Source organism: Pinibacter aurantiacus, from assembly GCF_019130065.1.
Lineage (GTDB): Bacteria > Bacteroidota > Bacteroidia > Chitinophagales > Chitinophagaceae > Pinibacter > Pinibacter aurantiacus.
In genome coordinates this window covers 457,993-482,389 of the sequence record NZ_JAHSPG010000002.1, presented here as the reverse complement: position 1 = coordinate 482,389, position 24,397 = coordinate 457,993, and the positions used below count along the sequence as shown (strand labels likewise).

Genomic DNA, 24,397 nt, shown 5'->3' with positions numbered 1-24,397 from the left:
AATTAGAAATTAGGAATTAGAATTCTTCAGGCGTTAAGCGTTAGGCATTCAGCGTTAAACACTATCCATGCTTACAACAGCGGAAATATTAAAAAAAGTAAAAGAGCTTGAAATAAAAAGCAAGAAGCTCACCCAGCATATATTTACGGGTGAGTATCACTCTGCTTTTAAGGGCCGCGGTATGAGCTTTCGTGAAGTGCGTGAGTATGCAGCGGGTGATGATATCCGTTTCATCGACTGGAATGTGAGTGCCCGGTTCAACCACCCTTTCAGTAAACTTTTTGAAGAAGAACGCGAGCTTTCAGTTTTATTACTGGTAGATGACAGCGCCAGTTCAGCTTTCGGGACCGTTCATGGCCGTAAGAAAGATATGGTAACGGAAATTGGCGCTGTGCTTGCTTTTTCTGCCATTAATAATAATGACAAGGTAGGTGTTGTTTTCTTTAGCGATATTATTGAAAAATATATTCCGCCGAAAAAGGGCAAACAACATGCATTGTACATCGTGCGCCACTTACTAAGTTTTGCAGCAAAAAGAAAAGGCACGAGCCTTACAACCGCCCTGCGTTATCTCAACAACAGCACAAGGCAAAGAAGTATCGTGTTTATTTTAAGCGACTTTATAGATACAGGCTTCGAAGATGCATTAAAAGTAGCGGGCAAAAAACATGATGTGGTCGGCATTAAGATATATGACAAAATGGATATGCAGCTGCCGCCAATTGGCCTGATGCAAGTGCAGGATTCTGAAACCGGCGCCACCAAATGGATCGACTCGTCAGATTTCTTAACGCGCCAGCAGTATGAGCAGGCGTTTTTTGAACATACGGAAATCTGTAAAAACATTTTTACAAAGGCCGGCAGCGATCTTCTGCATATTCGTACAGACGAGGATTATGTGAAGGTGCTGCAGAAATTTTTTATCGGAAGAAGTTAATTAATTGAAAATTCCTGCCCGACTGCATCAGGCAGGCGGGGAAAGTGGAAAATTGAAAATGTAGGGGCGAATCGCATTCGCCCTTGAACATGGAAAATTGAGAATGATGTTTTTGACAATGGTCTTTGCTTGAACAAACCGTCGGCAAACCTGCATTCACAGCTTTTTAATTTTGACTTTTTCCCTTTTGACTTCGCATTGGCATAGTATTAAACATTAGGGCTCTAATCGTAAATAACTAAATGACAAACGGATTGATGACTAAAAAGGCGAATTATATTGTTTCACTGGTATTAATGACCTTATCTTTTCAATTTGCAACCGCGCAATCCGTTTCAGTAAAGGCGAGTATAGACAGTTCCTATATTTTAATTGGCCAGCCCATACAATTGGTACTCGAGGCGACTGTTCCTTTAGGGGTAAACGTCGACTGGTTTCCTTTAGACAGCCTTCCTCATTTCGAATTTATTGACAAAGGAAAAATTGATACCGTTACAACACAGGATGGCAAAGCATTTCGCCAGCTGATTACCATTACAAGTTTTGATTCCGGCCGGTGGAGCATTCCCCAATTGCCCCTAAGGGTTGACGATAGAGAAACCCTGACAGATTCCATCTCTGTTAATGTTGATTACTCTGCGTTTGATCCAAAACAGGATTATCATGATATCAAAGACATTATTGTAGTAGACAATCCTTATTTAAAATACATTAACTGGTTTATCGCCGGCATTGCGCTGATTGCTCTCGTGCTCACCATTTATTTCCTGCGTAAAAAAGTAAGAAAATACAAGCCTTCGCCAAACACTTTCTCCGATTCCAAACTCTCGCCTTTGCAGGAAGCCCTGGAAGCCTTGCAGCAACTGCAAAAACAGCCTTTGCAAAGCGGCCCTGATGTTAAGAATTATTACACCGTGCTTAATGATATTGTTCGCCAATTCTGGTGGAGAAAAACCAGTTGGGCAGCGCGCAAAAAAACAAATGACGAGCTGGTACAACAGTTATCCCGCACGGATTTGCCGCAAAATGAAAAGCTCGACTTTGCACAACAGTTGCGCATGACAGATGCGGTAAAATTTGCTAAATACATTCCATCGTTCGAGGAAAACAGTGTAGCGTTTGAAACAACTAAAAAAAGCCTTCAGTCACTTGATGGCATTTTAAAAAACAATTAAACAACAGGTTTTGGTTTTAAACTATTTCGAAAATATCGCTTTTGCATACCCGTTTGTGTTGCCTGCGCTTCTCATAGTACCCTTTCTTATTTTCTGGTACTTAAAGAGAAATGCGGCAGTTCAAAGCAGCATGCCTATTTCTTCTTTGCGGCAACTAAAAGGAGCGCAAAGCTGGAAAACAACTTTGCGACATGTTCCTTTTGCATTGCGTTGTTTGGCATTCATATGCTTAATTCTTGCATTAGCAAGACCCCAAACTCGCAATGACGAATCTCGTGTAACCGGAGAAGGCGTTGATATTATTTTAGCGATTGATGTAAGTGGAAGTATGCTGGCGCAGGATTTCACGCCCAACAGGTTGGAAGCCGCTAAAGCTGTGGCTGCAGACTTTATTGACAGCCGTCCAACTGATCGCATTGGTATTGTTATTTTTTCCGGCGAAAGCTTTACCGTGTGCCCGCTCACAACCGATGCCGGAGTATTGAAATCGCAACTATACAATATTAACAGTGGTATACTGGAAGATGGAACTGCTATCGGTTCAGGTCTTGCCACTAGTGTTGACAGATTAAGATCAGCCACTTCTAAAAGCAAGGTAGTCATATTGCTTACCGATGGGGAAAACAACGGCGGCCAAATTCCACCGCTTACTGCAAAAGAAATTGCAAAATCTGTAGGCGTGCGTGTATACACAATTGGCGTAGGTACAGAAGGCTATGCGCCGGTGCCTATGCAAACAATGTCCGGCGAAGTAATTACACAGAAAGAAAAAGTGAACATCGATGAAAAATTGCTGCACCAAATAGCAACAGAAACCGGTGGCCAATATTTCAGGGCAAAAGACAACGAAAGCCTCAAAAACATTTACAGCGAAATCGACAAACTGGAAAAATCGAAAATAGAAGTAACCGCTATTCACCGCTTCACCGAAAAGTTCTATCCCCTGGCAATAGCAGCCGCGGCGCTTTTACTGCTCGAATTGATTTTGCGTTATACAATTTTGAGAAAGTTTCCTTAGACGAATAATTGAATAACTGAGTAACTGAATAACTGAGTGCTTGATTTTCGATCTTGCTCTATGAGCAGCGAACACACAGTTATTCAGTATTCAGTTAATAAAAAAAGCGCGCCTGATTCCAGACGCGCTTTTTAAATATTTTAGAATCTCTCTAGTCGTATTTTCTACCACCTCTCATCATGATCGTGCTTAAAGACACGTTCAGACAAAACTGTATGTAGTTTTCTTTTACTAAAGGATATGTACCTTGTCCTCTTGTACCGATCTTAATTCCTGCGCTGTAACCATAGTAATTATAGCCGGCACCTGCAGGCACAGAGAAACCAAGTGTTACAGAGTTGGATTGTATTTTTTGTCCCTGGATAATAAGGTATGAAAGTTCATTAATATAACCTGCATACAGTGACAGACCTGGTCTGTCACCCCACTTAGTGTGGCGCGTAAGTGACCAGCTACCTCCCGCTGCAAAGCTCTGCGCATTGGTAGATTCAAACCCGTTGCCGCTGTAGCCTGTAGCCTTCCAGTTATGTTGAATGTAGTCAACACCCAGTTTCAGTTTAGTGTTCTGCATTGATATACCACCACCATAGATTGATGGGAACTTAAAGCGTCCATCAACAGTTTTATCTGCCACGATCTGAACATCGTTAGGCCCAGTCACATACTGGTCGGCAAGCGTTTTAAGATTTATTTCCGGCTGGTAAAATGCACCTAAGGTCCACAACAGGTTTTTAGTGTTGAACTGGTACTGAGCACCTGCGTTCACCGTGAAGTTGTTGTAGTATGTATTGTTTACAAAATTGAATACTGCAGCAGGAACAGAAGCCGTTTGTTTCTGATTTACAGATCCAAACAGGTAACCAGCGGTGATACCCAATGACAAATGTTTTTTGATCAAAATGCTGTTTCCAAAATAAAATTGGTTCAGCCCTCCGGTTCCTTCAATGTTGATAGGTATTGTAGACGTAGAACCTTCAATTGTTTTCGTCCCAACCGTCAAATAGTTTACATCTGTATAACGTCTAAGGCCAATAACAGTTCCCACATTGTTAATGAGGTTCAGCCCAAGAGCGGCCCTTCTAAAAGTAAAGTCGCCGGCTGTATGACGCTCTCTTTCATTGATATATTGAACGGAACTTCCGCCAAAAGAAACATCAAACATCAAACGCCCCGCACTAATCGAACTATATGAAGCGGGATTCAGGTCATTGATCGTTTTATCAGACTTCATCGCAACGCCTAGCTGGCCCATGCCATAGTAAGCATTGTTGTCCCTTATGTAGTAATCGCCTAAACCATATGCAGAATAAATAGAGTTGATCCCTTTTTGGGCTTCACTCACTTGTACAGCAGTAAGCATTATAACAGAGGCAGATAGTAATTTAATAGTTCTCCTTTTCATGTAAGTTTTTATAATGTTATACGAACTGTTTATTTCTGTTTATAGATTAGCAATTGCAAAGTAAGGGGAGATTTCTGTTTATTTTGATTTAACGTTCCATCTACTCCTATCATTCTGTTAAAAGAAAGATCTCCCGGCGTGTTACCTGCCCATGGTAAAAGCTTACGAGTGGTCACCTGACTGGCAATTTGTTCTCCCAGAATATAATTGGTCACATCGTAAGTATATCTTGTATTTGTTTGATTTTCTCTATCTATAAATAAACTACCAGATTGAGCTCCTGTTCCGTTGCTGTTTGAAAGTGGTCCGGAAAATGAGAGATCAATATTTTCGTAGAACATATATAAAGCAGGGAACAACGGATATTTTACATCATCGTAGCTGTATAAGAGAGGGTATAATTCAAGATTTGCCGTTACTACTTTCACGAAATCAGACAGTTTCTCAATATTCTTCACCGTTGGGAAGCTGATTTTTGTTCTTATCCCCATGAAGGAATTAATGTAAAAATTATGATTAAGCTGGTCTGAAGTGAACGTTTTGCCCGGTGTAAGATTTTTGAGGTACGTACTCGTTGCGGTATTTCCGTAAATGCTGTTAAACTGATAAGGAGAGGTAGCAACAGTAAAATCAACTGATTTTGCTACTTTTTGGCCGTTATCATCATGGTAGTAAAAACGCATTGCCGCAGTAGTTGCTCCAAAGCCGTACAACACGTTTGTCGTTGCGCTGTCAGAAGACAACCTGAGCCCTTTAAACCACGCCTGGAAGTAATCATTAGTAGTAATTTCCTGCGCGTTTGTTTTATAAAAATTAAAAAGCTGTTGCCCGAGTGCATCACTGAGCTTAATTCGTATCGTGTCCGAAGTGTTTGGTCTTAAAGTTTGTGTTACGCTTCCAAGATAGCCAGCTTCGGTAGCAAATTTATCCTTGTTGTAGAAAGTAAGAAAGTCACTGGTACTCTGTAAGGGTTTCGTAATATCTTCGGAAACTCTCTGAACATTTATGTTTATTACAGCGTTAGTATCTCCGTAATGGGCACGGTTAGGCTTAAGGATCAAAAACAAAGAATCGTATCCTTGTGTTATTGTTCCTATTGTTCCGGCAGCCACGCTTGGCATATTAAGTCTGAAATAAGATGCGCTGCTTATCGTACCGAAAGCAGTATCTTTATTATAACCAACAATTAGTTGATTCGAACCAGAAGTTTGGAAAGAATCGACCCTTTCTATTTCATAATGAGCAGTGAAGGTATCGATCTGGGCAAGGTACGGATTGTCGAATGGGGAAACAGTTTGTATATACTGAGGCTCTTTAGAACACCCAAAAGCAACAAAAATAACTGCCAAAATAGCCATGCAGCTAATTCCTTTAACGCGATAAGCCATTCTTTTTTCGCCAAACTTAGTCCACGCATGTATTGTAAGTTGGCAGATGCTACAAAAGGGAGGTTTTAATAGACAAAGACGCCATTTATCCAAATAAGGAGCAAAAATTTGTCTTAAAAATCATCTTAAAGCTTTGTTAACGCGTATTGTAAAATGCCCTTGCTGTAGCTACATAACTCATATTCATATACGGAAACAAATATTTCGTCGCAATGAACCTGTGGCAGCGCCTAAAGTGGTTACAATTGCAAAAAAAATTCATGTTGAAAAGTTTTTCTTTTTTCGGTCTGGCAATTGTGTGTGCTTCGACGTTTGTCTCCTGTACAAAATCTACAACTACCTCTACAGTTGGCAACTGGACAAGAAGAGGTGACTTTTCCGGCGTTCCAAGAAGTGGAGCTGTTTGCGCAGTAACTAATGATAGTGCTTATGTAGGTCTCGGTTTTGATGGTATTAACCGTTTGAACGATTTTTACGTATTTGATATTGATAAAGGTATTTGGTTTCAAAGAGCATCCATGCCGGGTGTTGGTAGAAACCTGGGTATCTCTTTCAGCATTAATGGCAAAGTTTACGCAGGTTTTGGTTATGATGGTGGTACAACTTACTACAACGATTTTTACGTATTTGATCCAGCTTCTAACAAATGGACTCAATTAAACAATTTCCCTAGCACAGGTCGCTATGCTGCATTGGGTTTCAGCATAAATGGCAAAGGTTACATTTGCTCTGGTAACAACGGCAACGCGTTGCAGGAACTTTGGGAATACAATCCGGCAAATGATAGCTGGACTCAGAAATCTGGTATCCCTGGTTACAAACGTATGGGTGCCGTTTCATTTGTAATCAACAACATTGCTTATGTTGTAACCGGTAGCAACAACGGCGTTTACAATAACGACATGTGGGCTTACGATCCATCTTCAGATACGTGGACTGAAAAGAAAAAAATCACAAACGTAAGCGATCAAAGCTACGACGACACTTACACAACAATCACCAGAGCTTTTTCATCTGTTTTCGTTCTTAACGGAAAAGCAGAGTTGGCTACAGGTAGCGCCGGCGGTTACAACTCTAAAACGTGGGAATACGATCCAGCTGCTGATCAGTGGCTTGAGAAAACTCCTTTTGAAGGAACAGCTCGTGAACAAGCGGTTGGCTTTACTTTGAAAAACAGAGGTTTCATCGCAACTGGTAAGAATGCTACGATCCAACTGGATGACGTAAGAGAGTTCAAACCAAACGATACAGACGATACTACAGACGATTAATCGCTGTAAACTTAATAAAACCAAGAAGGGGTGGCTTTCATAAGTCACCCCTTCTTTTTGTACAATATTTTGTGGCGGGCGTCTAATATCGAAGGCGATTGCTTATTTTACAGAACTGATAAAATTCTACTCCCGATGCTTCCAGTTAATCTTAAGGACTTTGACAAAAAAGTCGCGGAAAATAAAAGTAAGCTGCGCCGTTTTCTCACAAAGGTTGAAAAAAACCCACCAAGGCATTTGGATAAAATTGCTGATCAAATCAATACTGAGGTTTGGCAGGAAGTAGACTGTCTGTCTTGTGCAAACTGCTGCAAAAAAATGTCGCCTACTTTTACCAGCAAAGACCTGAAGCGCATTTCCGCACACCTTAATATGACAGAGGAAGAGTTTCGCGATAAGTGGTTGGAGTATGACAAGAAAGACAAGGATTGGATGAATAAAACCCAGCCCTGCCAGTTTCTGGACCTTAAAACAAACATGTGTTCCATTTATGAAGTTCGCCCGGCAGACTGCTCCGGCTTTCCGCATTTAAATAAGAAAAAAATGGTGGACTACATACATGTTCATAAACAGAATATTCAATACTGCCCGGCGACCTATAAAATGGTGGAAAAGCTTTCGGAACGTGCAGCTGCGGGCGCAAAGGCCAGCCGTGAAAGAAAAGAACGTGAAGCGTAAATGGTCAATGGTGAATCGTGAATAGCGACCTGATTTCAACTCTTTCTAAATAATAAAAAAAGGCTTCGAATTGCTCGAAGCCTTTTAAATATTTTACTATACCACAGAAGCGATATTCACGATTCACCATTGACCATTCACGATCATTATTCTGCCTCAGCAACTACTTCTTTCACTTCCGGAATCATTCTCTTCATCATTCCTTCGATACCTGCTTTCAAAGTGATCATGCTGGAAGGGCAACCGCTGCAGCTTCCCTGCAACATAAGGTTTACAACACCTTCGTTATAGCTTCTGAACTGAATCGCGCCACCGTCCATTTCCACAGCTGGTTTTACGTAGTTCTCCAATAATTCTTTGATGCGTTTTACAACATCGTCATCATCAGCAGAAACAACATTGCTTGACTCTGGTTTCACGGTAACCAATTCCTCTTCGTTAACAACCGGCTTGTTTTCTTCAAGGTATTCTTTCAAAAACTGACGGATTGAAGGAATAACATCATCCCAATCAGTTTCAGAAGTTTTTGTTAGAGTAACAAAGTTGCTTGCTATAAAAACGGCTTTAATAAAAGGGAAGCCGAAAAGTTCTGTTGCGAGAGGGGAAGGTTTTGCGCTTTCCACATCAGGGAAATCTACACTTTTACCAGGGTACAAAAGTTTGTTGGCCACAAACTTCATAGTTTCCGGATTCGGTGTCATTTCTGTATAAATGCTAATAACGGGATTTCCTGTTTTTATCATAACTCACAGTGTTTAGTTGGCAAAAATACGAAAAGCTTTGGGTCAAACATTTCTATAACGGAAAAATATAAACTTTTACTTAATGATTACAATCAGTCGCGTGACAATGGTTGGCTTTTTGGCAACTTCTGTAATTCAGCCAATGTGCGGTAACAATTAAAATAACAGCTGGAAAAAGAAGCAGGAGGTGCCATGCGCTAAAAATCTGCTTGGCAAAAAGAAAGCAAATGCCTGTTACAAACAGGCCGATAGGTAACAAACTGTGGTGGTGTTTCTTATAGCCGTGATACAGGGCATAAATACCCACAGCCAATGCAAGAAAGATCATGAAGAACTCAAACTTCACGTTCTCAACGATATTAATGCCGAAAATGGGCAAACTTGCTACCAACAAGGGCAAAATTGCGCAGTGAATTGCGCAGGCTACGGAAGTAAATATTCCCAGTGCATCCCAATTTGGTTTCAAATTCATTAAGGAGGCAGCAAAGATATAAAAAACTTGCAACTGAGTTGCAAGTTTTTGTCAACTATTTCACTTTTTAACAAATAACACTGCCACATAGCTTAATTTTGCATTCTCAAAAGGTACTTATGAAGAAAAAGATCCTGATCTATTCGCTTTTTTTCATCTTATTATTCGTCGGCTTTGTTTTCGCCCTTACCCGATTCATACCAGGTTTTGGTGAAGTCAAGCTACCGGTTCTAAGTTATGTACAGCCTTTTTCTTTTAAAGACCAGGATGGAAAGCTGATTACGCAGCAAAATGTGATGGGCAAAGTTTATGTGGCCGAATATTTCTTTACGACCTGCAAAGGAATTTGTCCTAAAATGAACACCAACATGAAGGACGTTTATAATGCTTTGAAAGACGAGAACGATTTTCTTATACTTTCCCATACTGTTGACCCGCAAACTGATAGCGTGGGCAGGATGAAAGTTTATGCAGATTCATTGGGGGCCAATCCTTCAAAATGGCTTTTTCTCACTGGTCCAAAAGATAGTTTGTATTACACAGCACGCGTAAGTTACTTACTGGATGATCCCAAAAACAACAATCAAAATATTGAGGACCAATTTATTCATACCCAGTTTTTTGCGCTCGTTGATAGATCTGGGCGGGTTAGAAAGATCTATGATGGTTTGAAGAAAAACGAATTGGAAGAGATGGAAAAAGATGTAAAAAATCTATTGAAGGAGAGCGATGGCGGCCGATTTGCAAATGGCTTGTTTAACAATAACCCCGGCTAAAAAATCCGTAAATTTGCAGGCATGCAAGAGCAGATCCAAAAAATATTAAAGCATAACCAGCTGAGTGTTACAGGCGGAAGAACTAAAATTCTTGAGCTTTTTCTTGCTCAGGATGACGCGCTTGCCCATGCTGATATTGAAAGAAAAACCGGCGAAAAATTTGACCGCGTAACGGTATACCGTACACTGCAAACATTCCTCGAAAAAGGAATTATCCATAGCATTCCTACTTCCGACAACTCTGTAAAATACGCTTTGTGCAAGGACAATTGCTCAGAAGGCCATCACCATGATCACCACGTGCATTTCATGTGTAGCGTATGTGGCAAAACACTGTGTATAGACGAAGTGTCTGTGCCGGTTGTTAATCTACCCGCAGGCTACAAAGTAGAGCAAATTCAAATGATCGTGACGGGGGTGTGCAAGGATTGCGCTTAGTTAGTGGAGAATGGAGAGTTGAGAATTGAGAGTTAGAAAACATTTTGCATAAATAGAAAGAGGCCGCAAGTTTGACTTGCGGCCTCTTTCTATTTATTTTGATTGATTCGCCAATTACAACTCTCAACTCTCCATTCTCCACTCTCAACTAATTACGGCGCTAACCTTTTTATCATCCAAAAGTTCCCGCCATCAATCTGGTATTGAATGCGGTCGTGCAAGCGGCTTGATCTTCCCTGCCAGAACTCAACGCTAATAGGCATTACACGGAAACCACCCCAATGTGGCGGACGGGTGATCTCATGGCCCTCAAACTTTTTTTCCATTTGCATTTCGCGGGCCTCAAGCCATTCCCGATTTTCAATAATGGAGCTTTGAGGCGATGTCCATGCACCAATGCGGCTGCCTCTTGGGCGACTGTTGAAATATTCATCGCTTTCCTCGGCACTTACTTTTTCAACTGTGCCTGAAATGATTACCTGTCTCTGAAGTTCTTTCCAGAAAAACACGAGTGTGGCTTTTGGATTCTCCTGCAACTGTTGCCCTTTATGGCTCTCGTAGTTCGTAAAAAATACGAACCCTTTATGATCATATCCCTTTAGCAAAACAGTTCTGGCTGCGGGCGTACCATCCGCTGAGGAGGTTGCCAATGTCATTGCATTTACTTCATCCAGATTGCTCTTTATTGCTTCGTTCCACCACTTTTCAAACTGATCGAAGGGGTTACCCATTACATCTTTCTCTGACAATGATTGCAATTGATAGTCTTTTCTGATGTCCGCAATTGATGGTTGCATATTCGTCTATTTGCTTTTATCGAGGTAATACTCACGAGCGATCTGGTCCAATGCTGCATAAAAATCTTCGCCATATTTTCTGATGAGCGCTTCTTTCAAAAATGCATAAACCGGCACTTTTAGTTTTTGCCCCAACACACAGGCGGGACTGCACATGCCTTCTCTTGGTTCGTAATTCAATAATTCTGCAGTCTTTGTTTTAGTAACTTTTATGGGGTATAGATGGCAGCTGATAGGTTTCTTCCACGCGATTTTGCCATCATAATAAGCTTGCTCAAAAGCGCATTTGATCACGCCTTCTTTGTCTCTGAATCCATAGGCACACATTTTACCGCCGATTGTTGGCGTAACCCAGCCAAATTCGTCGATATATTCGTATTTGCCTATTTTTCTGATTGCTTCAAGCCCTTCCTCCGTGAGATAGGGTTTCACAATTTCAAATACTTCGTCAACAATTTTCTTCTCCTCCTTTGTAAGCGGAGCGCCTGCGTCACCATCTTCACAGCAACCACCTTTGCACTTTGTAAGATCACATACAAATTGCTCTTCCACCACCTGGTCACTCAACATTACATTGTCAATTGCTATCACGGTTCAATTTTCCGCAAAGGTACAAAGCACAATTTGAAAATGTGCTGATTTGAAAATTTGAAAATTGACGAGTCCGATCTTTGTATATGATTTATAACCCATTCAAGGTCAACTATGGACCAAGTCCACGCGACCCAATTTTCAAATCTTCAAATTTTCAAATCTTCAAATTAAATGTCTATCGCCATTTAAGCGTGTTAATCAAATGCCTTACATCTTCTTGTAAAAATTGATTTACTACAGAGAGGGAGTCTTCATTTGGCGGCGCGTCAAAATAAAGGGCGCCACGGAGGAAATGTTTTACTGAGTCTGAAACGAGGAACTGGCTGGCTGTTGCAGCATTGCCGCCAATTTTGAACCAGATGCCATTTACGCCATTGGGCGTTACAAACACGCTATCGTCAATGGAAGTGGCCTTCAGGCTGTGTTTAAATGTGAGCTTGTACGAACCTTCCATAAGGTCAACAAACTTGTTTACGCCAACAGAGTCAACGTATTTGCCATCTTTGGTTCTTACTTTGTACCGGGCTTTACCACCTATTTCATTGTAGCTGATATACACTTTTGCATTGAACCGGGGCACATCCACATTTATCCAGTAAGGATTTTCAGGCTGCTCTTCAAAATAAGTGCTATCCTGTACAACGTTGGCGTACGCTGGATATTCAAAAGTGTAAGGATAGCCCGGACGATCAAACTTTTGATAACTATGCTGCGGAAGATCTATCTTAAAATATCCCTTCTTTTTTGGCGTATAAACGCTATTGCAGGAAAGTATCAATAAAGCAAATGCTGCTATGCAAGCGAAAAATACTGTATGCTTAAGTTTAATCGTAATCATGAATAAAATTGAGAACGGCGAAGTTATACAAACATCTTAAGGTTGCTGTACTATGGTAACCTTTACTTTAAGAATACGGTTTTTATCAGCTTCCAAAATGGTGAAGTGAAAGTCGCCTGCCTTGATCACTTCATTTTGTGGAGGAATATATCCGGCGAGTTCAAGTATCAACCCTCCGAGAGAATCGCTGTCGCCCCGAACAGAATCAAATGTTTGAGCGGGAAGATGCATGGCTTTACAAACATCGTTGATCATCGTTTTTCCTTCAAAGACATAATTGAATTCATCAATCTTGCCATTGCCGGATTCTTCGTCATCAAACTCATCTTTAATATCGCCGATCACTTCTTCCATGATATCTTCAAGCGTCACAATGCCGCTTGTTCCGCCAAACTCATCAACGACAACTGCAAAGTGTACGTGCTTTGACTGAAATTCTTTTAAAAGGTCTTCAATTAATTTATGCTGATGTACAAAATAAGGTTGGCGCATCAATGGGTGCCAGTCGTATGCATCGCCTTCATCAAGATGCGGAATAAGATCCTTTGTTTGTATCATTCCCACAACGTCGTCAAGGCTTCCTTTATACACCGGCAAGCGTGAGTAGTGTTGCTCTTCAACCCGTTTTATAAGTTCTTTAAACGAAAGGCTGTAATCAACGCCGGTTACATCAAGCCGCGTCCGCATAATTTGTTTTACGGTTATGTTTCCGAACTTGGCAATCCCTTTTAGAATGTTTTTTTCTTCTTCTGTTGAACTGTTGTCATTTTCCAGTTCATCCAAATCGTAAGAGCGGCTTTTTCTACCTATTGAATTTTCTATGCCATCCGCAAATCCAGCCATTGCCATGCCGGTTCTCTTAAATAGCAGATAAACAATCTCCACTAAAAAAGAGGCGTCCCGAGCGAAGCGCAAATTGTTTTGACTTGCATATACTTTCGGCAATATCTCACCAAACAAAACAAGAAAGAAAGTAACGATCAGAACTTTTAAAAGAAAATCAACTATCCACAGGCTGTTGCCCAAAAGTTGATGAATCAAAAAGTTTGAAAGGATAATGATCGAAATGTTTACAGTAAGATTTGCAATGCGCAATGAAGAATGAAGGATCTTAGGTTCACGAAGCAGCGTCACAATTCTTTTCCAACCCTCTCCCTGCTTGGTTTTCAGCACGTTGATATCTTTATCTGTCAGAGAGAAAAATGCAACTAACGAACCTGCAAGAAAGTAGGAGATGACAAGCAGAAAAATAATGACGGCAACGAGAAATGTAATGCCCTGCACATTCACGGTTGATTGCAGCAAAAGCGGCGACAAGATTGTTTCTATTGAGTTATAACCCGAATGAAAATCCAAAATATCTGGTTTTGGTGAATGTTTAGTTTAATACAAAGGCAGGTTTTGAGGCCCGTCCGACCAGTCATCCGGGCGGACCTGCCAACTACGTTTTGTGTGGCACAAATTTGCAATAAATATGTGTAAATCAAAAAGGCAAATCTCCCGTTGGTTCCGGTGGAATATCCGCAGGATTTAAGCCCTCTAACCCCTCAGTGGGATAAGATTGCAATCCTGGAGTCCCATCCGTTCTTTTGTCCAGCATAATCAGGTTATCGCCCACAACCTCTGTGGCGAATTTTTTGTTTCCCTCTTTATCTTCCCAACTTCTTGTGCGTAAACGCCCTTCTATGTAAACCAGGCTGCCTTTGTGCAGGTATTTTTGAGCAAGCTCGGCAAGTCCGCGCCATAAAACTACTGTGTGCCACTCTGTTTGAGAAATCAGTTTGCCGGCCCTATCCTTGTAGGTTTCCGTGGTGGCCAATGAAAATTTTGCTACTGCTATATTACCTTCCAAATGCTGTACATCTGGGTCTTTTCCTAAATTACCAATTAACATCACCCGGTTTACTCCTCTCATGATAATGAATTTGAGTTTACAAATTTTCCTGTGCTAACGAAATCTCTCTAAAATTAATTTTTTTAAACCAAAATCAAATAGATTTTTTTGGCATTTTTAAATGCATAAAACCAACAAGATTAAGGGATAAAATAAATTCTCCGTGGATGCATGACGGTTTTTTATCTTGGAATTTCTAGACTGTTCCAATTTGAAAATTTGAAAATATGAGAATTTGAAAATTTCTCCTATGCAACGCTCCTTTTTTCAAATAACTCCCCGATATCAGGCGAGTGAATTATAAATTCAAAAAAGACACACCCCAAAGCATTTTCAAATTTTCAAATCCTCAAATTTTCAAATTAAATTTCATGTACCCATGATTGTTAGACTAAAATAGTACCGCCTCCTGCTGCATGAGGGTGTTAATGAATTTTGGAAAAGCCAGTTTTTTTATTTCCTTATCGGGCAATAGATCATAGCCCGGAATATCAATGGGCGTTTGAACAGTAATTTTAATGATCTGGCCAATAATCAGTTGATGGGTTAACTGCTGTTTTACAATGGTGGAGATTTCCTGTAGCTGGAAAGGCTTGTCTATAAATGACTTCACGGCCTCCTTCAGATTCTTTTTCGTCCAATCAATTGGTTCATCATGCTCGTGCAACACAAACTCGTGCAGGTTTTGCCAGATGTCTTTCGCTTCTCTTTTTTTCACAAATGTTTTCCCGTTTACACTAATCGCGAAGTAATACATGTAACGGGTCTTCTTTTTCAGAACCTTTTCTTTTACGGGCAAATCATTTACCCATGCTTGCTGAAAAGCCCTGCATTCCTGCTTTTGCGGGCAGGCGCCACACAAAGGATTTTGCGGTTTGCATACAACAGCGCCAAAATCCATAATGGCCTGGTTATACACGCCGGGATTTTCTTTGTCCAGAAGACTGTCGGCTAATTGATTGTACAATTTTTTCCCTGTTGTGGAATCTATTGGTGTGGAAATCCCAAAATAGCGGGAAAGCACACGCAATACATTTCCGTCCACAACTGCATAAGGCAAATTGAAGGCAAAAGAAGCGATTGCGGCGGCAGTATAAGGGCCTATTCCTTTTAAGGCGAGAATGTTCTCGTAAGTATCGGGAAACCTGCCTTTATACACGCTATCTATAATTTTTGCGGATGCGATCAGGTTTTTACAGCGGCTGTAATATCCAAGCCCTTCCCACAACTTAAAAACCTTTTCCTCAGGAGCGTTTGCGAGCTTTTTTACAGTGGGAAAAGTCTCAATAAATTTATTGTAATACGCAAGCCCTTGTTCTACACGGGTTTGCTGCAAAATAATTTCGCTGAGCCAGATTTTGTACGGATCTTTTTCACCTTTCCATGGCATGGAACGATTGTTTTCTGTATGGTTCCAAACCATCATTTTTTGGGTAAAATCAAAATTCATTGTATAAAGTAAAAATCAACTATTTACATGTAAAAGAAAAAAACTAGTAATTTTAGGAAATATTCAAAATCAATAACTTGCATGAATAAAAAGATTCTCTTATTTTTCTGATGAAAACAATTGGATCTTATTTTATTACCGGATACAAAAATATTGAAGTAATGAGAAAAGCCGACCTAATCAATCAGATTTCAGAAAAGACGGGTATTCCCAAAGTAGATGTATTGGTTACGCTGGAGGCGATGTTCAAAGAAGTAAAGGACACGCTCTCGGAAGGCGAAAATATCTATATCAGGGGCTTTGGGAGTTTTATTACCAAGAAACGCGCTGCGAAAATTGGCCGTAACATTAAGAAAAATGTAGCGGTTGAAATTCCTGAGCATTACATCCCTGCATTTAAACCTGCAAAAGAATTTGTGCAGGAAGTAAAAAAATTAAAAACAGTTAAAGAAGATCAACCAGGTGCCGATGAAGAGCTGTAATGACGTAAATTTGCGGTCTTAAAACGTTTTTCGTGAAAAGACAGCAGATTATTCTTATTGCCGGTGGCGTGGCTGCACTGTTGTGTATTTATTTTCTGGGGCAAACGGTTCCTGCGAAAAAGGGCACCTTAGCTTCTCAGAATGAAGCACATACAGATTCAGCTGCTACCATTAATACCGAGGCATTGCTCAGCGCAGCGAAGAAAAAATTAACTTCTTCACAACAGGCTTATATAAACGGTCTTGAAGCTTCAGTAGTGCGTGGCGATGTAAAAACGCAGCAAATACGCACTTATAATCAGCTGGCTACGTTCTGGAAAGATTCTGCCAGAATGTTCGAACCATATGCTTATTATACAGCCGAAGTAGCTAAGTTGGAAAATTCTGAAAAAAGTCTCACCTTTGCAGCCCGATTATTTTTAAATAATCTGCGTGGCGTTGATGAACCTTCGCTGAAAAGCTGGGAGGCAAGTCAGGCCAAAGAGTTATTTGAGAAGGCTTTAGCGTTGAATCCTGCTAATGATTCTACTAAAATCGGATTAGGAAGTTGCTACATTTTTGGAAGCACCGCCGCTAATCCAACAGAGATCATGCAGGGAATTCAGCAAATACTGGAAGTTGCCAGAAGAGATTCCACGAACATGTATGCTCAGTTAATGCTGGGAATCGGTGGTGTGGTTTCGGGACAACTTGATAAAGCAGTAGAACGACTTGAAAAAGTTGTGAAAGCAGAGCCGCATAATATGGAAGCTGTTTTTATGCTAGCTGAAGCCTATGAAAGAAAAGGCGATAAAGCAAATGCCATAAAATGGTATGAGATCGGGAAAAGACACGTTCCAAATAAAGATGTTGTGAAGGAAATAGAGGAACGAATTGAAATGCTGAAGAAATAAATCGATATACAAATTTAAAATTGTTGAAAGATGCCTTGTGGTAAAAAAAGAAAACGTCATAAAATAGCGACGCATAAACGTAAAAAAAGACTAAGAAAGAATCGTCATAAGAAAGGTAAAAAATAATTTACCCTCTTTGTAATTCATTCCTCTATGCCGGAGCATGTCATGCATCCGGCATATTTTACTTGGCTGAACTATTTTTATTTCAATAGTATACACATTATTTCATATCATTGTGTACTATGTATAATGCGAATAGCATTCTCAGCGATTTTCCTTTTGGTGATGGTTGGTTAGTTTGTAAATGTGAATACGCTTGAACAAGGAATTAATTATTAATGCTGCTCCCCAAGGTGTTGAAATAGCACTTCTTGAAGACAAAAAACTGGTTGAACTGCATAATGAAAAAGCAGATGCCAGCTTTGCCGTGGGCGATCTTTACCTGGGTAAGGTTAAAAAACTTATTCCGGGATTAAATGCCGCTTTCGTTGATGTAGGCTTCGAGAAAGACGCGTTTCTCCATTACACCGATTTAAGTCCATACGCAAAATCCTTATTAAAATTCACTCAACAGGCTATTGGTGACAATACGCCGGGTGGTTTTGACTTTGGTAATTTTTTGGTGGAACCTGAAATCATTAAAACGGGAAAAATAAACGAGGTACTTAGCGGCAAACCAAACATCCTCGTACAGATATTAAAAGAACCTATTGCTGCAAAAGGCCCTCGCCTTAGCTGTGAAATTTCTTTGCCCGGAAGGTTCGTAGTAATTACGCCATTCAATGATATTGTGGCCGTTTCCCGTAAGATCCATTCTTCGGAAGAAAGGAAGCGCCTGCAAAAAATTATTGAATCGATAAAGCCAAAGAACTTTGGCGTTATTGTGCGTACTGCGGCTGAAGGCAAGAACACAGCAGAGCTTCACGAAGACCTGTCTGCACTGGTTGATACCTGGAAACAAATTCAGGGGAATTTGAAAGGTGCCGTTGCGCCTGCAAAGATCCTGAGTGAACAGGCAAAAACAACCAGCATGCTGCGCGATCTGTTGAATGAAGATTTTAACCGCATAGTAGTAAATGATAAAAACATTTTCAACGACGCAAAAAACTACATTCAAAAGATTGCTCCGGATAAAGCAGATATCGTAACCTTCTTCCACAATGGTTCTCCCATTTTTGATCAATACGGTATTACCAAGCAGGTTAAAGCTGCTTTTGGTAAAACAGTAAACCTTCCAAGTGGTGCATACCTGATCATTGAGCACACAGAAGCTTTGCACGTTATCGACGTGAACAGCGGATATAAAAGTGTGAGCAACAACCAGGAACAAAATGCGCTGGAAACCAATATGGAAGCAGCAGAAGAAATTGCACGTCAGCTTCGCCTGCGCGACCTTGGTGGTATTATTGTGGTAGACTTTATTGATATGAAACTTCCTGAGAACAAAAAGAAACTCATGGAAGCGATGGAAGAATACATGAAACCGGACAGAGCGAAGCACGCGGTTCTTCCTATCTCTAAATTCGGCCTGATGCAGATTACGCGCCAGCGTATGAAGCCTGAGGTAACGATCAATACGCAGGAAATTTGCCCTAGCTGTAATGGTACCGGAAAAATCTCTTCCACACTTGTACTGGAAGATGAAATAGAAAAAAATCTGAACTATCTCATTACACACAAGCACAGCAACCTTACTTTGATGGTGCATCCTATCATGCATGCATACTTAACTAAAGGCTGGTTGTGGTCCAGATGCTGGAAATGGAGAAGAAAGTTCAAACAAAAGATCAACGTTGTTGCCAATACAAATTATCACCTTACTGAGTTCCACTTCTTCGATCAGCATGATGAAGAAATAAAATTATAGAAAAGCCCCAACGCAGAAATATTTACACCAAACAAATGATTCCTGTGTTACATACCTTTATCTTACTTACGGCCTGGAAATAAACCTCCAGGCTTTTTTTATTTTCAGCCCCTTGTTGTTACCGCTTCATGGCACATGTAGCTCCCCTTTTTTAAGTTTTCAAAATAACCCCCTCTTTATCAGCTGCTATCTTACCCTCACTTTGCAGGAATTCAATCACCTTCCAGGCTTTTTCTTTTGATATGCCGGATAGTTTCTCAATTAACCTTTTTATATTCACTTCTTCGGCAGCAATGATGTCGAAAATCCTGTTCTTGATTTTTTCAAATTCTTCTTCGGATAAAGTGCCGCGTTTCTTTTTTAAACAATTATCGCAAACACCACATTCACTCATCTTTTCATCGCCGAAGTATTTGCCAATGCTTTGGCTGCGGCAAGCGTTTGGCTCGATAACATAATCAAGAAAACGCTTTAGTCTCCTTTCATACTCTTCTTTGCGGAACTCGTATTGCTTTTGATCGATAACAACAGATTGCGCTGCTACCCTTTCGTGAATGAAATACAATTGTGGCGAATCTTTTTGAATATCGTATTCAATGATCCTGTAGCGATCAAGTTGAGCAAAAGCTTCTTTCACTTCTTCTATCGTTTTCTTTACCACAAATGCCACTGATCTTTCATAAACAGAAACGGGATAATCAAAAACACCTTCGTAATTGCGCAGCAAGGCTTTTATGAAAGGCTCGAGTGCAGGATAGTTGTTTTCAAATTCATACAGTGTCTCTTTATTGCAAATGAATTGAATTTTCGAAGGCACGAAAACCTGTTCATTAAACGACACATAGCCTTCCTGTTCCAGCACTTTCAAGCTATTGATGGCAAGGATGAGATCAAGTTGAAACTTCTTTGCAAAATCAATAATGTCAAAAGAATAATAAGTTCCTTCACCTATCCCTGTTGGTATTTGCAGATAATTCGCGACCGCCTGGTAAACGCTGCGAATAGTTTGCAGATCTGGGAATTTTAATAACGCAGCCTCTTTTAGATCCTCAATATCCTTTTGCTGATAAAGCATTACCGCGTAAGATTTCTGCTCATCTCTTCCCGCACGGCCAGCTTCCTGGTAGTAATTTTCAAGGCTGTCGGGCAAGTCATAATGCACAACGGTTCTTACATCGGGCTTATCGATGCCCATTCCAAATGCATTAGTACAAACAATACAACGAATCTTGTTTTGTATCCAGTCCTGTTGTCGTTGCTGGCGCACTTCCTGCGTCAATCCTGCATGATAGTGATCGGCAGAAATGCCATATGATATGAGCAGATCTGCGACATCTTTTGTTCTCTTTCTGCTTTTGCAGTACACGATGCTGGTGCCTTGCACATTGTTTAGAATTTCCACCAGCTTGTTAATCTTAACCGGCGCATTGAACGCGCTGTATGAAAGATTAGGTCTTTCAAATGATTTCTTAAAAACGGTATAGTTTGTAAACGCTAACTTTTCACAAATATCTTTTTGTACAGCGGGGGTTGCAGAAGCCGTTAACGCAAGAATAGGCACGCTTGGCAGCTCCTCTCTCAAGTTTGCGATGCGCAAATAAGGCGGCCTGAAATCATAGCCCCACTGGGAAATACAATGCGCTTCATCGACAGCAATCAGGTTGATTGGCAATGACGGCAAATATTCGAGGAAAAGTGTTGTCTCCAGTCGTTCGGGTGAAACGTATAAAAATTTGCAATTGCTGTGTGATGCCAATTCCAAAGTATGGATCACTTCTTTCCTGTTCATACCAGAGTAAATAGCAAATGCAGTGATACTTTTTTTGCGAAGATTATCCACCTGATCTTTCATCAAAGCAATAAGCGGGCTGATCACCAAACACAAGCCATCCTTTGCCATTGCTGGCACCTGAAAGCAGATGGACTTACCTCCACCCGTGGGCAAGATTGCCAATGTATCTTTCCCTTGAAGCACACTTGAAATGATCTCATCTTGCTTTTCCCGGAAAGAAGCAAAGCCCCAATACTGTTGAAGAATTTGTTGAATACCCATGTCGGAATTTGGATTCGCCAGATTTAAGGATTTTAGGATTTGGATTTGTTCAAGTCAAGACTTTCCAGATTGCTACAACTCTCCTGTTAATACGGATAACAAGTTGGTCGGGACTTAATCCAAAAATCTCCGAATCTGACGAATCCAAAATCAATACTTATTTTTTGGGTGTCGTAATCTTTTTACCTCTAAGCTACGTGCACCAAAATTGATTAACAAACCTTTGTCAAGCTTATACGCTACGAGATAGTTCAATCCTTGTGCTAAATGTACATCCTCCAGTTTCACCTGCGCTTTGAGTTCAACCATTATTTCATCTGCTACCAGGAAATCGACTCTTCGTGTACCAATTTGCTCTCCTTCATAGAAAATAGGCACTTCCAATTCCCGCTTAAATGAAAGTTCCGTTTTTGTTAATTCGATCGCCAATGCTCTTTGGTAAATCACTTCCTGGAAACCATTCCCCAAAGTGCTATGCACTTTCATTGCACAGCCTATTACTTTATATGTGAGTGCGTCCTCAATCTTATCCATTTTTCTTATTTAGAATTTACAAGAATAACAGACAAGTATTTGGATTCGGTAGATTAATGGATTTTGGGATTCGGTCGCGAATGTTTGGTCGTGCCAAACGAAAAGGCAATCCTCAGCTGCAAACATAAAAGGATAAATCCAAAGATAATTTAACAATGATCCAGTTTTAAACAACGAGTCAATTTAACTAATCCGAAGAAATCATAATTTCATGAAGGAGTGATGAGCACCTCAGAACAATCCAAAAATCATCTAATCCAACGAATCCAAATTCAGACCACCCTTTTCACGAACAACCTCACTGAATTCACTGCCAGTACCACATCACTCAATCCCATTACCAGTGCGCCGAATGTTGGAGTAAGCAAACCAAATGCGGCCACAGGAATAGCGACAATGTTATAAATAAAGGCCCAGAACAAGTTTTGTTTGATGGTTAAGAATGTGTGCTTACCTAACCCTAATGCAAGAGGAAGATTCTTTAAACCGTAATCCATCAAAACAACATCTGCCGTTTGCACCGCAACCTGCGATGCCTCGCTTAAGGAAATGCCAACGGTTGCCTTTGCAAGAGCCGGGGCATCATTTATACCGTCACCAACCATTGCAGTTGGCGTTTGGCTGCTCAATTCTTCAATTTTTTTAAGCTTTTGTTCAGGTGTTTGTTCTGCTATTACAATGTCAATATGTAGCTGTGCGGCTATTTGCTCACATTTATAGCGCCTGTCGCCACTTAGCAAAACGGTTTTAATTTTTTTCGAATGCAGATAGTCAATCACTTTTGTTGCTTCCGGCCTTAGCTCATCTTGCACATCAAGCCACCCAACAAGTGAATCATTCTTTACAATATATACATTGTGATCGCCGTCTTTAGTAAGTGTTTCCGCAACTTTATAAGAGCCTGCCCAGTATTCATTTCCCTCGTTGTCAAAAGCATGCATGCCTTTTCCTTTTATCTCTTCTACTTTTTTCCAGCGCATAATATCATTGCGTTTCCAGGAGGTAGTTATGCTATCGGCTATCGGGTGGTTAGAAAATTTTTCCAGTGAATACACCAGCCTTTTGAACTCATCATCATTCATTGAGGCTTCTTCTATGTGCCAACTATTAATAATAAATTTTCCCGTAGTAAGTGTGCCCGTTTTGTCAAACACCACCTGTGTGATGTTCTTAAACGCTTCAAGACTTTTCGCATTTCTGAAGAGCACTCCATTTTTTGCCGCACGACCGAGCCCAACGGCTATTGCTGCGGGCGTTGCCAGTCCCATTGCACATGGGCACGCAATCACCAGCACTGCAATGCTTCGCATGAGCGCAGGTGTAAAGTCTTTGAGAAAAATATAATTGAGGATAAATGTCAGAGCTGCGATTCCCAACACCAGCGGAACGAAGATCGCGCTGATCTTATCTGCCAGCAGTTGGGCCGGAGGTTTATCTCCTTGCGCTTTTTTAACAAGGTCGATGATATTTGAAAGAACAGAATCTTTTGCTTCGGCCGTTACAATTGCTTTAACCGTGCCATCTGCAATAATACTTCCACCTACAAGTTTGTCTTTTGCATGCTTTTCAAGTGGTAAACTTTCTCCGGTAATGATTGCTTCGTTCACACTTGCATCGCCCCATAATATTTTACAATCTGCCGGAACCTGTTCGCCAGACTTTATTAAAACAAGGTCGCCATTTTTTAGTTGGGTGTTTTCTATCGGCAGAATCACTTCTTTGTGGTCACCATCAAAGGCAATCATATTTGCCATTACCTTTTGCGATTTCGCAAGTTTGTTCAACGAGCGTTGAGTAGTTTGCACGGACGCATCTTCGAGATAATTACCAAAGAAAACGAGTGTTATGATGGTCGCAGTTGTTTCAAAAAAAAGATATTCATGTCCCCAGCCAGCCAATACTCCGATAAGGCTGTAAACAAAGGCTGCGGTCGAACCCAACGCAACAAGAACATTCATATTCGGATAACCGCTTCGCAGGCTTTTAAAGGCACTTTTTCCAAAAAAACTCATACCTGTTATGTACACAGGTAAACACAGGGCCAATTGCACCCAACCATTCATCAGCCAATGTATGTGCACCCACTTGTCAAGCATGTGCAGCATTAGCACCAGCGTGAACGGCAAACAGATAAGCACATATCTCAACTGCTTATTCATGCCTTCGCCACTGTGATCGTGGTCGTGGGCATGGCCATCGTGATGGTGCACTACTTTATATCCCAGGTCTTCAATGCCGTTTTGCAGATGCGAGGCGTCAGTGCCTTCCACAATTTCGAATGCCACATCGCCGTCGATGGGGCTCACCTTTACATTTTTAGCACCCTGTTTTTCGAGATATTTTGATATGGTGAGCGCACAGTTGGCGCAATCCATTCCTTCTACTTTCCAGTTTTTTGCTTCCATAATTCACCTTTTTTGTCACCCTTGCAAGTTACAACCGCTTTAAACAAACTGTCATGACGAAGGGCAGCTCTTATAGAAACGATGTTGCAAAAGCGGGCGTTATGGCACACAGATGACGCTAATGGGAGAAATAACTGAATAATTGAGTAACTGAATAACTGAATGTTTCTGTTCATCAGGGTCTTTAGTTCGCCACCACTCAGTTATTCAGTTACTCAGTTATTCAATTATTTAAAAAATCGGCGCAAATCAGTCTAACCTGCGTCATCTGCGTGCTCCCTCCTATCTT

General features: G+C 40.8%; 23 protein-coding genes. 10 read left to right on the top strand and 13 right to left on the bottom strand.

Annotation, left to right across the window (positions count from 1 at the left end; genetic code table 11):
- Positions 1-67: 67 nt before the first annotated feature.
- From KTO63_RS05390 to KTO63_RS05380, 3 genes are all read left to right on the top strand, one after another.
- Entirely contained in the window at positions 68-937 is an 870-nt protein-coding gene (locus tag KTO63_RS05390; RefSeq protein ID WP_217790203.1) for a DUF58 domain-containing protein, read from the top strand.
- A 242-nt stretch (positions 938-1,179) separates the two neighbouring features.
- On the top strand, positions 1,180-2,112 hold the full coding sequence (locus tag KTO63_RS05385; protein ID WP_217790202.1) for a BatD family protein: 933 nt from the start codon (positions 1,180-1,182) through the stop codon (positions 2,110-2,112).
- A gap of 10 nt (positions 2,113-2,122) precedes the next feature.
- The gene (locus KTO63_RS05380; RefSeq protein ID WP_217790201.1) at positions 2,123-3,130 is read left to right on the top strand and encodes a vWA domain-containing protein; all 1,008 of its coding nucleotides are present in this window, start codon (positions 2,123-2,125) and stop codon (positions 3,128-3,130) included.
- Between the two features lie 151 nt (positions 3,131-3,281).
- On the opposite strand, the gene KTO63_RS05375 is transcribed toward KTO63_RS05380, so the two are convergent.
- Both KTO63_RS05375 and KTO63_RS05370 read right to left on the bottom strand, forming a co-directional pair.
- Positions 3,282-4,532, bottom strand: a complete 1,251-nt coding sequence (locus KTO63_RS05375; RefSeq protein WP_217790200.1) for a hypothetical protein — start codon at positions 4,530-4,532, stop codon at positions 3,282-3,284.
- Positions 4,533-4,561: 29 nt separating this feature from the next.
- Complete coding sequence (locus KTO63_RS05370) at positions 4,562-5,890, bottom strand: DUF4270 family protein (protein ID WP_217790199.1); 1,329 nt, start codon at positions 5,888-5,890, stop codon at positions 4,562-4,564.
- A gap of 290 nt (positions 5,891-6,180) precedes the next feature.
- On the opposite strand from KTO63_RS05370, the gene KTO63_RS05365 reads away from it, so the two are divergent.
- Both KTO63_RS05365 and KTO63_RS05360 read left to right on the top strand, forming a co-directional pair.
- Positions 6,181-7,191 carry a Kelch repeat-containing protein gene (locus tag KTO63_RS05365; RefSeq protein WP_217790198.1) on the top strand — a complete coding sequence of 337 codons (1,011 nt, stop codon included), beginning with the start codon at positions 6,181-6,183 and terminating at the stop codon, positions 7,189-7,191.
- Between the two features lie 135 nt (positions 7,192-7,326).
- A complete protein-coding gene (locus tag KTO63_RS05360) occupies positions 7,327-7,869 on the top strand; it encodes a YkgJ family cysteine cluster protein (RefSeq protein WP_217790197.1) in 543 nt (180 codons plus the stop codon).
- Positions 7,870-8,015: 146 nt separating this feature from the next.
- Here the strand turns inward: KTO63_RS05360 and KTO63_RS05355 are convergent, their stop codons facing one another.
- Both KTO63_RS05355 and KTO63_RS05350 read right to left on the bottom strand, forming a co-directional pair.
- On the bottom strand, positions 8,016-8,612 hold the full coding sequence (locus tag KTO63_RS05355; RefSeq protein WP_217790196.1) for a NifU family protein: 597 nt from the start codon (positions 8,610-8,612) through the stop codon (positions 8,016-8,018).
- 79 nt (positions 8,613-8,691) lie between these two features.
- On the bottom strand, positions 8,692-9,084 hold the full coding sequence (locus KTO63_RS05350) for a MerC domain-containing protein (protein WP_217790195.1): 393 nt from the start codon (positions 9,082-9,084) through the stop codon (positions 8,692-8,694).
- A 119-nt stretch (positions 9,085-9,203) separates the two neighbouring features.
- On the opposite strand from KTO63_RS05350, the gene KTO63_RS05345 reads away from it, so the two are divergent.
- Together KTO63_RS05345 and KTO63_RS05340 are read left to right on the top strand one after the other, a co-directional pair.
- Entirely contained in the window at positions 9,204-9,860 is a 657-nt protein-coding gene (locus tag KTO63_RS05345) for an SCO family protein (RefSeq protein ID WP_217790194.1), read from the top strand.
- Positions 9,861-9,881: 21 nt separating this feature from the next.
- Complete coding sequence (locus tag KTO63_RS05340) at positions 9,882-10,298, top strand: Fur family transcriptional regulator (RefSeq protein WP_217790193.1); 417 nt, start codon at positions 9,882-9,884, stop codon at positions 10,296-10,298.
- Between the two features lie 152 nt (positions 10,299-10,450).
- On the opposite strand, the gene pdxH is transcribed toward KTO63_RS05340, so the two are convergent.
- The 6 genes from pdxH to mutY form a co-directional block, all read right to left on the bottom strand.
- Positions 10,451-11,095 (bottom strand): pyridoxamine 5'-phosphate oxidase, encoded by a 645-nt coding sequence (pdxH, locus tag KTO63_RS05335; RefSeq protein WP_217790192.1) that lies wholly within the window; start codon positions 11,093-11,095, stop codon positions 10,451-10,453.
- A 6-nt stretch (positions 11,096-11,101) separates the two neighbouring features.
- On the bottom strand, positions 11,102-11,686 hold the full coding sequence (locus KTO63_RS05330; protein ID WP_217790191.1) for a DUF3109 family protein: 585 nt from the start codon (positions 11,684-11,686) through the stop codon (positions 11,102-11,104).
- Between the two features lie 178 nt (positions 11,687-11,864).
- The gene (gene gldD / locus KTO63_RS05325) at positions 11,865-12,527 is read right to left on the bottom strand and encodes a gliding motility lipoprotein GldD (RefSeq protein ID WP_232373032.1); all 663 of its coding nucleotides are present in this window, start codon (positions 12,525-12,527) and stop codon (positions 11,865-11,867) included.
- Between the two features lie 36 nt (positions 12,528-12,563).
- Positions 12,564-13,883 (bottom strand): gliding motility-associated protein GldE, encoded by a 1,320-nt coding sequence (gene gldE / locus KTO63_RS05320; RefSeq protein ID WP_232373031.1) that lies wholly within the window; start codon positions 13,881-13,883, stop codon positions 12,564-12,566.
- A 127-nt stretch (positions 13,884-14,010) separates the two neighbouring features.
- Positions 14,011-14,442 (bottom strand): single-stranded DNA-binding protein, encoded by a 432-nt coding sequence (locus tag KTO63_RS05315; protein ID WP_217790190.1) that lies wholly within the window; start codon positions 14,440-14,442, stop codon positions 14,011-14,013.
- A 370-nt stretch (positions 14,443-14,812) separates the two neighbouring features.
- Positions 14,813-15,871, bottom strand: coding sequence for an A/G-specific adenine glycosylase (gene mutY, locus KTO63_RS05310; RefSeq protein WP_217790189.1), 1,059 nt, complete (start codon positions 15,869-15,871; stop codon positions 14,813-14,815).
- A gap of 161 nt (positions 15,872-16,032) precedes the next feature.
- Here mutY and KTO63_RS05305 point away from each other — a divergent pair, with 161 nt between their 5' ends.
- The 3 genes from KTO63_RS05305 to KTO63_RS05295 all read left to right on the top strand — a co-directional run bounded on the left by KTO63_RS05305 (position 16,033) and on the right by KTO63_RS05295 (position 19,116).
- On the top strand, positions 16,033-16,353 hold the full coding sequence (locus KTO63_RS05305) for an HU family DNA-binding protein (protein ID WP_217790188.1): 321 nt from the start codon (positions 16,033-16,035) through the stop codon (positions 16,351-16,353).
- A gap of 32 nt (positions 16,354-16,385) precedes the next feature.
- Positions 16,386-17,246 carry a tetratricopeptide repeat protein gene (locus tag KTO63_RS05300; protein ID WP_217790187.1) on the top strand — a complete coding sequence of 287 codons (861 nt, stop codon included), beginning with the start codon at positions 16,386-16,388 and terminating at the stop codon, positions 17,244-17,246.
- Positions 17,247-17,565: 319 nt separating this feature from the next.
- Complete coding sequence (locus KTO63_RS05295; protein WP_217790186.1) at positions 17,566-19,116, top strand: Rne/Rng family ribonuclease; 1,551 nt, start codon at positions 17,566-17,568, stop codon at positions 19,114-19,116.
- A 151-nt stretch (positions 19,117-19,267) separates the two neighbouring features.
- On the opposite strand, the gene KTO63_RS05290 is transcribed toward KTO63_RS05295, so the two are convergent.
- The 3 genes from KTO63_RS05290 to KTO63_RS05280 form a co-directional block, all read right to left on the bottom strand.
- Positions 19,268-21,169 carry a RecQ family ATP-dependent DNA helicase gene (locus KTO63_RS05290; protein WP_217790185.1) on the bottom strand — a complete coding sequence of 634 codons (1,902 nt, stop codon included), beginning with the start codon at positions 21,167-21,169 and terminating at the stop codon, positions 19,268-19,270.
- Between the two features lie 150 nt (positions 21,170-21,319).
- Positions 21,320-21,703, bottom strand: a complete 384-nt coding sequence (locus tag KTO63_RS05285; protein WP_217790184.1) for a GxxExxY protein — start codon at positions 21,701-21,703, stop codon at positions 21,320-21,322.
- A gap of 272 nt (positions 21,704-21,975) precedes the next feature.
- Entirely contained in the window at positions 21,976-24,108 is a 2,133-nt protein-coding gene (locus tag KTO63_RS05280) for a heavy metal translocating P-type ATPase (protein ID WP_217790183.1), read from the bottom strand.
- Positions 24,109-24,397: the final 289 nt, after the last annotated feature.

Bases quoted from the DNA above. Each gene is read 5' to 3' on its own strand.
- KTO63_RS05390 (WP_217790203.1), top strand. From the start codon at position 68: ATGCTTACAACAGCGGAAATATTAAAAAAAGTAAAAGAGCTTGAAATA.
- KTO63_RS05385 (WP_217790202.1), top strand. From the start codon at position 1,180: ATGACAAACGGATTGATGACTAAAAAGGCGAATTATATTGTTTCACTG.
- KTO63_RS05375 (WP_217790200.1), bottom strand. From the start codon at position 4,532: ATGAAAAGGAGAACTATTAAATTACTATCTGCCTCTGTTATAATGCTT.
- KTO63_RS05370 (WP_217790199.1), bottom strand. From the start codon at position 5,890: ATGGCTATTTTGGCAGTTATTTTTGTTGCTTTTGGGTGTTCTAAAGAG.
- KTO63_RS05365 (WP_217790198.1), top strand. From the start codon at position 6,181: ATGTTGAAAAGTTTTTCTTTTTTCGGTCTGGCAATTGTGTGTGCTTCG.
- KTO63_RS05360 (WP_217790197.1), top strand. From the start codon at position 7,327: ATGCTTCCAGTTAATCTTAAGGACTTTGACAAAAAAGTCGCGGAAAAT.
- KTO63_RS05355 (WP_217790196.1), bottom strand. From the start codon at position 8,612: ATGATAAAAACAGGAAATCCCGTTATTAGCATTTATACAGAAATGACA.
- KTO63_RS05350 (WP_217790195.1), bottom strand. From the start codon at position 9,084: ATGAATTTGAAACCAAATTGGGATGCACTGGGAATATTTACTTCCGTA.
- KTO63_RS05345 (WP_217790194.1), top strand. From the start codon at position 9,204: ATGAAGAAAAAGATCCTGATCTATTCGCTTTTTTTCATCTTATTATTC.
- KTO63_RS05340 (WP_217790193.1), top strand. From the start codon at position 9,882: ATGCAAGAGCAGATCCAAAAAATATTAAAGCATAACCAGCTGAGTGTT.
- pdxH (WP_217790192.1), bottom strand. From the start codon at position 11,095: ATGCAACCATCAATTGCGGACATCAGAAAAGACTATCAATTGCAATCA.
- gldD (WP_232373032.1), bottom strand. From the start codon at position 12,527: ATGATTACGATTAAACTTAAGCATACAGTATTTTTCGCTTGCATAGCA.
- KTO63_RS05315 (WP_217790190.1), bottom strand. From the start codon at position 14,442: ATGAGAGGAGTAAACCGGGTGATGTTAATTGGTAATTTAGGAAAAGAC.
- mutY (WP_217790189.1), bottom strand. From the start codon at position 15,871: ATGAATTTTGATTTTACCCAAAAAATGATGGTTTGGAACCATACAGAA.
- KTO63_RS05305 (WP_217790188.1), top strand. From the start codon at position 16,033: ATGAGAAAAGCCGACCTAATCAATCAGATTTCAGAAAAGACGGGTATT.
- KTO63_RS05290 (WP_217790185.1), bottom strand. From the start codon at position 21,169: ATGGGTATTCAACAAATTCTTCAACAGTATTGGGGCTTTGCTTCTTTC.
- KTO63_RS05285 (WP_217790184.1), bottom strand. From the start codon at position 21,703: ATGGATAAGATTGAGGACGCACTCACATATAAAGTAATAGGCTGTGCA.
- KTO63_RS05280 (WP_217790183.1), bottom strand. From the start codon at position 24,108: ATGGAAGCAAAAAACTGGAAAGTAGAAGGAATGGATTGCGCCAACTGT.